At 45.4% G+C, this 5804-nt stretch carries 5 protein-coding genes; 4 read left to right on the forward strand and 1 reads right to left on the reverse strand.

What is annotated here, in order from left to right; all coding sequences use genetic code 11:
* The 3 genes from pyk to AC1DUA_RS20300 all read left to right on the forward strand — a co-directional run.
* Window positions 1-1498 (forward strand): pyruvate kinase (pyk, locus tag AC1DUA_RS20290; protein WP_477501497.1); only part of this gene is annotated, 1498 nt, incomplete at its 5' end.
* A 152-nt stretch (window positions 1499-1650) separates the two neighbouring features.
* Window positions 1651-2103, forward strand: coding sequence for an acyl-CoA thioesterase (locus tag AC1DUA_RS20295; protein WP_477501498.1), 453 nt, complete (start codon window positions 1651-1653; stop codon window positions 2101-2103).
* Window positions 2104-2116: 13 nt separating this feature from the next.
* A complete protein-coding gene (locus AC1DUA_RS20300) occupies window positions 2117-2512 on the forward strand; it encodes an FxsA family protein (protein WP_477501499.1) in 396 nt (131 codons plus the stop codon).
* A 43-nt stretch (window positions 2513-2555) separates the two neighbouring features.
* Here AC1DUA_RS20300 and ytvI read toward each other — a convergent pair whose 3' ends face one another.
* Window positions 2556-3692, reverse strand: a complete 1137-nt coding sequence (ytvI, locus tag AC1DUA_RS20305) for a sporulation integral membrane protein YtvI (protein ID WP_477501500.1) — start codon at window positions 3690-3692, stop codon at window positions 2556-2558.
* Between the two features lie 174 nt (window positions 3693-3866).
* Here ytvI and ppk1 point away from each other — a divergent pair.
* Window positions 3867-5804 (forward strand): polyphosphate kinase 1 (ppk1, locus tag AC1DUA_RS20310; protein WP_477501501.1); only part of this gene is annotated, 1938 nt, incomplete at its 3' end.

Raw genomic sequence — 5804 nt, forward strand, 5'->3', positions numbered from 1 at the left:
GGACAAGCACATCATTCCGACAACCGAAGAAATTCTGGGAGACGCAGACCGCATCTCAGTAACTTACTCGGAGCTGCCGCGTGATGTTCAAGTAGGATCCACGATCCTGATCGATGACGGTTTGATTGGTCTTACTGTTGTTGACATCCGCGGAACTGAAATCGAGTGCCGTATCGTCAACGGTGGAACTATCAAAAGTAAAAAAGGCGTTAACGTGCCAGGCGTGAAAATCTCCCTTCCAGGTATCACTGAAAAAGATGCCAACGATATTGTTTTCGGTATCGAGCAAGGTGTAGATTTCATCGCAGCTTCATTCGTCCGTAAAGCGAGCGATGTCATGGAAATTCGTGAATTGCTCGAAAGACATAACGCATCGCACATCCAAATCATCAGTAAAATTGAGAACCAAGAAGGCGTAGACAATCTAGATGAAATCCTCGAAGTTTCCGATGGATTGATGGTTGCTCGTGGAGATCTTGGTGTTGAGATTCCAGCGGAAGATGTGCCAGTTGTTCAAAAGCAAATGATCAAAAAGTGTAACATCGTTGGTAAGCCGGTTATTACAGCAACGATGATGCTTGATTCCATGCAGCGTAACCCGCGCCCAACTCGCGCAGAAGCAAGTGACGTGGCGAACGCAGTATTCGACGGAACCGACGCAGTTATGTTGTCTGGTGAGACGGCTGCAGGGAAATATCCAGTTGAGTCCGTACAGACGATGGCTCGTATTGCTGTGCGTGCAGAAGAAGCTTTGGAATACAAAGAAATCTTCCTTCGTCAAGCACAAGCACAACAAGTTACAGTTACAGAAGCTATCTCTCAAGCGGTAGCTAACTCGGCGCTGGAGCTTGGAGCGAAAGCGATTTTGACAGCTACAGAAAGTGGATATACAGCAAGAATGGTATCCAAATACCGTCCAAAATCACCAATCATCGCAATTACACCAAGCGAGCAAGTTATCCGTCGTTTATCTCTAGTTTGGGGCGTTATCCCTGTAATGAGCGAACAAGCCAAAACGACGGACGAGTTGTTCAACCTTGCTGTGGATAGCAGCATCAAAACAGGACTTGTGTCCTTAGGTGATATCGTTGTTATCACGGCAGGTGTCCCTGTAGGACGCTCTGGAACAACGAACTTGATCAAAGTTCACCATGTTGGCGAGATGCTTGCCAAAGGTACAGGTATCGGCATGCAAACAGCTACGGGTATCGTAGTCACTGCACGCACACCTGAAGAAGCAAATTCCAAAATGGTCGATGGAGCTGTGTTAGTTACGGTAACTACTGACAAAGAGTACATGCCGGCTGTACAAAGAGCTTCCGCGTTGATTACGGAAGTTGGCGGTATCACATCTCATGCGGCTGTTGTAGCTCTAAGCCTTGGTATTCCAGTCATCGTAGGCGTTGAGAACGCGGTTGAGCTCATTAAAGACGGTACAGAAGTGTCGATCTATCCAGAAGTAGGTATTATCTACTCAGGCCAAGCGAGCGTTCTGTAGGTTATAACGAAGAGGCTATCTAAGAGGGTCTGATCAGACCTATCTGGATGGCCTCTTTTTTTGATTGGGCTGCATCCCTCGCTAAAAGGGAGTTCCTCCATCCACTGTGTTATACTAAATCCATAACAATGTCTCAGGAGGAATGCATATTCATGAACGAGGAACACTGGTATCAGCACCAGCTGCGCGTGCGATATGCCGAAACGGATCAGATGGGCGTTGTCTACCATGCCAATTATTTGAACTGGTTCGAAATCGGGCGAACAGAGCTGATCAGAGAGCTTGGCTACCCTTACCGCAGCATCGAGGAGAAAGGGCTGCTGCTCCCCGTCGTAGAGGCTGATCTTAAGTTTAAGAAGCCTGCTCGTTATGATGATTTGGTAAGTGTTAACACTCGAGTGCTTGAGATGACCTCGGTGCGGCTCCATTTTGCCTATGAGATACGTAAAGTGAACGAGGATAAGGCGGCCGAATCAAAGGGGAATTCAGGGGAATTGCTTGTAACAGGAACAACGCGGCATGTTTGGGTGAATCCTTCTTGGAGGCCAGTACGTATAGAGAAGGAAGCGCCGGAATTGTGGCAGCTGTTATCTAAGTACTCTTAAAGGGGATGGGCTTATGTTTCGTATCATGCTTGCTATATTCATCATAGTGCCTGCCATTGAAATTTCTGTGCTAATCGCACTGGGTCATTTTGTAGGCGGCTGGACGACCTTTGGACTTATCTTGCTAAGTGGTTTCCTTGGTGTTTATTTCGCTAAGCGAGAAGGACGTAAAGTGTTGGAGTACGCTAAATTTGAGTGGTCGCAAGGACAGCTGCCAGCACAGCATCTGCTGGATGGAATTTGTATTTTCCTTGGCGGTATTTTGTTGATTACTCCAGGCTTTATTACGGACATCTTCGGGTTCCTGCTTGTTTTTCCGTATACGAGACCGATCTTCAAGGTCATGCTGCTTGCGTTGATCCAAAGACAAATTAGCAAAGGCAATATTCATTGGATTAATCGAAGATGAGCGGCACTCATGTAAGTCATCAAAAACAAAAGCTCGGTCCTTCTCATTCAGAAGGTGCCGAGCCTTTTTTTATGTAAGTAGCGATATCATGAAAGATTCTTGCTCGATAGAAAGCAGAGATAAGTATCAAGGAAACAGGACCAATGATGAGTCCCAGGAGCCCGAACAGCTTCAACCCGACGAACATAGCGATTAATGTARCCAAAGGATCAAGTCCGACGGAGGAGGCAAGCACTTTAGGCTCCATAATTTGTCTGGCAATCACGATGACGCCGTACAATACGCTAAGCCCGATCCCCAGAAACAGATTTCCCTGGGCAAAAAACACATACAGGATCCATGGCACCATAACAGCGCCAGTTCCCAAGTAAGGCATCAGGTCTGCCAAACCTGTCAATAAGCCAATGGTGATTGCATAATCTACACGCAGGACTAGCAAGCCGATAATGACAACCAATGCTGTCAACGATACCAGGATAAGCTGTGCGCGCATGTATCCGAACAGCGCTTTTTGCAAATCGTTGCGAATCAATTGCGTGGTTTTCACAATGAGATCTGAGAAAATGCCTTTGTATCTTTTGATGAGTTGATACCAGTCTTTACTTATAAAGAAGGTGGCCAACATGATGATAATTGTAATCGTTGCAATATTCGGCAGCGAGGTGAGAAAACTTTTGAGCGTGTTAAAGACATAATTAATAATAAATTTACTCACATCGGCAATTGAGCCTGCTGTGGACGAGAGGTTGTTATTAACCGTTTCCTGGTACTTGGGATTATTTTCAAAAAACTCATTAATCTTCTCGATCCAATCTTGGAAAGCCGTTGAATTGATGAACACATTGAATTGTTCGACCCAGTGGTTAATCTGAAGCTGCAAGGTATCGGCAAGTGATCCTAATTCAACAATAATATTGGCAACTAGCAGGGTGATGGCAGTAACCATGGCCGCTAAAAAAAGAAGCATAGAAAAGCTGACGGCAAGCCATCGCGGAAATTTGAGCTTGAATTGAAAAAAATTCACAATTGGATTAAGCATAAGCGCCAAAATCCAGCCAAAAATAAAAGGATAAACGAGTGGAATAACGTAGTAGAAAGCGTAGGCGATTCCAGCTATGATTAAAGCCACCCAAATACCCCTGAAAATCTGGTGAACTAGGCGCGGATTCAGGATACTCATCGTTCTTCTCTCCTTGGTTCAGTTCTTTGTATTGTAACACGAACATGGATAAATACGGAAACGAACATCCATTTACAAAATCTTAATATAATAGTGTAGGGGGGCCTGCATTGTCGGCATTCCTGACACATAGTACAATGAAATCATAAACTAGATAAATTAATTGGAGGCTTTATGAGTATTGCGCGAGAACCCGATCTGAAGGAAGTTAAAGAGCTCAAGGAACTAAAGGAACTCAAAGAGGTTTCGACCAAATACTTAAATCGCGATTTAAGCTGGATCGAATTCAACTGGCGAGTTTTGGAGGAAGCTCAAGATCCAAGTACTCCACTGCTTGAGCGTGTGAAATTTCTGGCTATCGTATCTAGCAATCTCGACGAGTTCATGAGTGTTCGTGTCGCAGGTCTTAAGGACCAAATTAAAGCTGGGTATACCAAAAAAGATTTTACCGGCTACACGCCTGCGGGGCTTATTAAACGGATTATGAAGCGCACGAACAAGATGGTGAGCGAACAATACAAAACGTATCGCGAAGTCACGAGATTGTTGACGAGAGAAGGCATCGTGTTCACTGAATACGAGGATTTGAATACGAGCCAGAAGAAAGCCATGGATGCTTACTACCATGATATTATTTTTCCGGTATTAACACCGATGGCCGTGGATCAAAGCCGACCGTTTCCACTCGTACATAATCATTCAGTTTATTTGGCTGTCCTACTCATCAGAGAAGGTGATGATCCGGATGATGAGCCTTATTTTGCCATTGTTCAAGTTCCTAGTAATTTATCCCGCTATATCTCAGTACCTTCACGGCCTAATAGCAAGAAACAGGAATTTATTCTTCTTGAAGAATTAATGGAGCATCATATACAATCGTTGTTCAGCGGCTACATTCCGATTTCCGTTCATGGGTTTAGGGTGACTCGTAATGCGGATCTAACGCTCAATGAAGAAGGGGCCGAAGATCTGCTTGAGGAGATCGAGAAAGAGCTAAGACGCAGGCGCTGGGGCTCTCCTGTGCGGCTTGAGGTTCAAGAAGGGATTCATCCCTATGCTCTTGCCCAATTACAGGAAGAGTTCGAGATTGAAGAGCAGACGTTTGAAATTGACGGACCGCTCGATATCACATATTTTATGAAACTGGCCAATACGCTCAATGGCTTTGAAAATCTTCGTTATCCAAGAATCAACCCCAAATATCCCGTGGAATTTGAGGATGAGGTCGATTTCTTCGATGTGCTGAAGCAAAAGGATGTTCTCGTTCATCACCCCTATGAAACGTTCGATGCTGTGACGGATTTCATTGTCCATGCAGCTTATGATCCTAAAGTGCTTGCGATTAAAATGACATTGTACCGAGCAAGCGGAAACTCGCTGATTATTCAATCATTGGCACGTGCCGCGGAATCCGGTAAGCAGGTTACGGTCGTCGTGGAGCTGAAGGCGCGTTTTGATGAAGAACGGAATATCGCTTGGGCGAGAATGCTCGAAAAATCAGGCTGTCACGTCGTTTACGGACTTGTAGGACTCAAAACGCACGCAAAAATTACCTTGGTCGTTCGCCAAGAAGAGCATACCCTACGCCGATATGTGCATGTGGGGACAGGAAACTATAATGACAATACAGCCCGTCTCTATACGGATGTAGGGCTTTTCACCTCTAATAGTGTCATTGGCGAGGATGCTTCGGCGTTATTCAATGAAATTACCGGCTACTCGGCTCCGCACGATTGGCAGTCATTCGCTGTAGCTCCTACGGACCTTAAGGATAAGCTGTTCGAGCTGATTGAAAGGGAAGCGACCCACGCGAGAGAAGGCAGACCAGCGAAAATCATAGCCAAAATGAATTCATTGTCGAATCAAGAAATGGTGGATGCGCTGTACGCGGCGTCGCAGGCTGGCGTGAAGATTGAATTAATTATTCGCGGCGTATGCTGCTTGCGTCCAGGGGTTCCGGGACTTAGTGAGAATATTACGGTGCGAAGTATCGTAGACAGGTTCCTTGAGCATTCACGCATATATTATTTCCATAATGGCGGACTGGTTGACGTCTATTTATCTTCCGCTGATTGGATGACACGGAATTTGACGCGCCGGATTGAATTGATG

The sequence above is a fragment of the Paenibacillus sp. 01T422 genome (assembly GCF_056398785.1).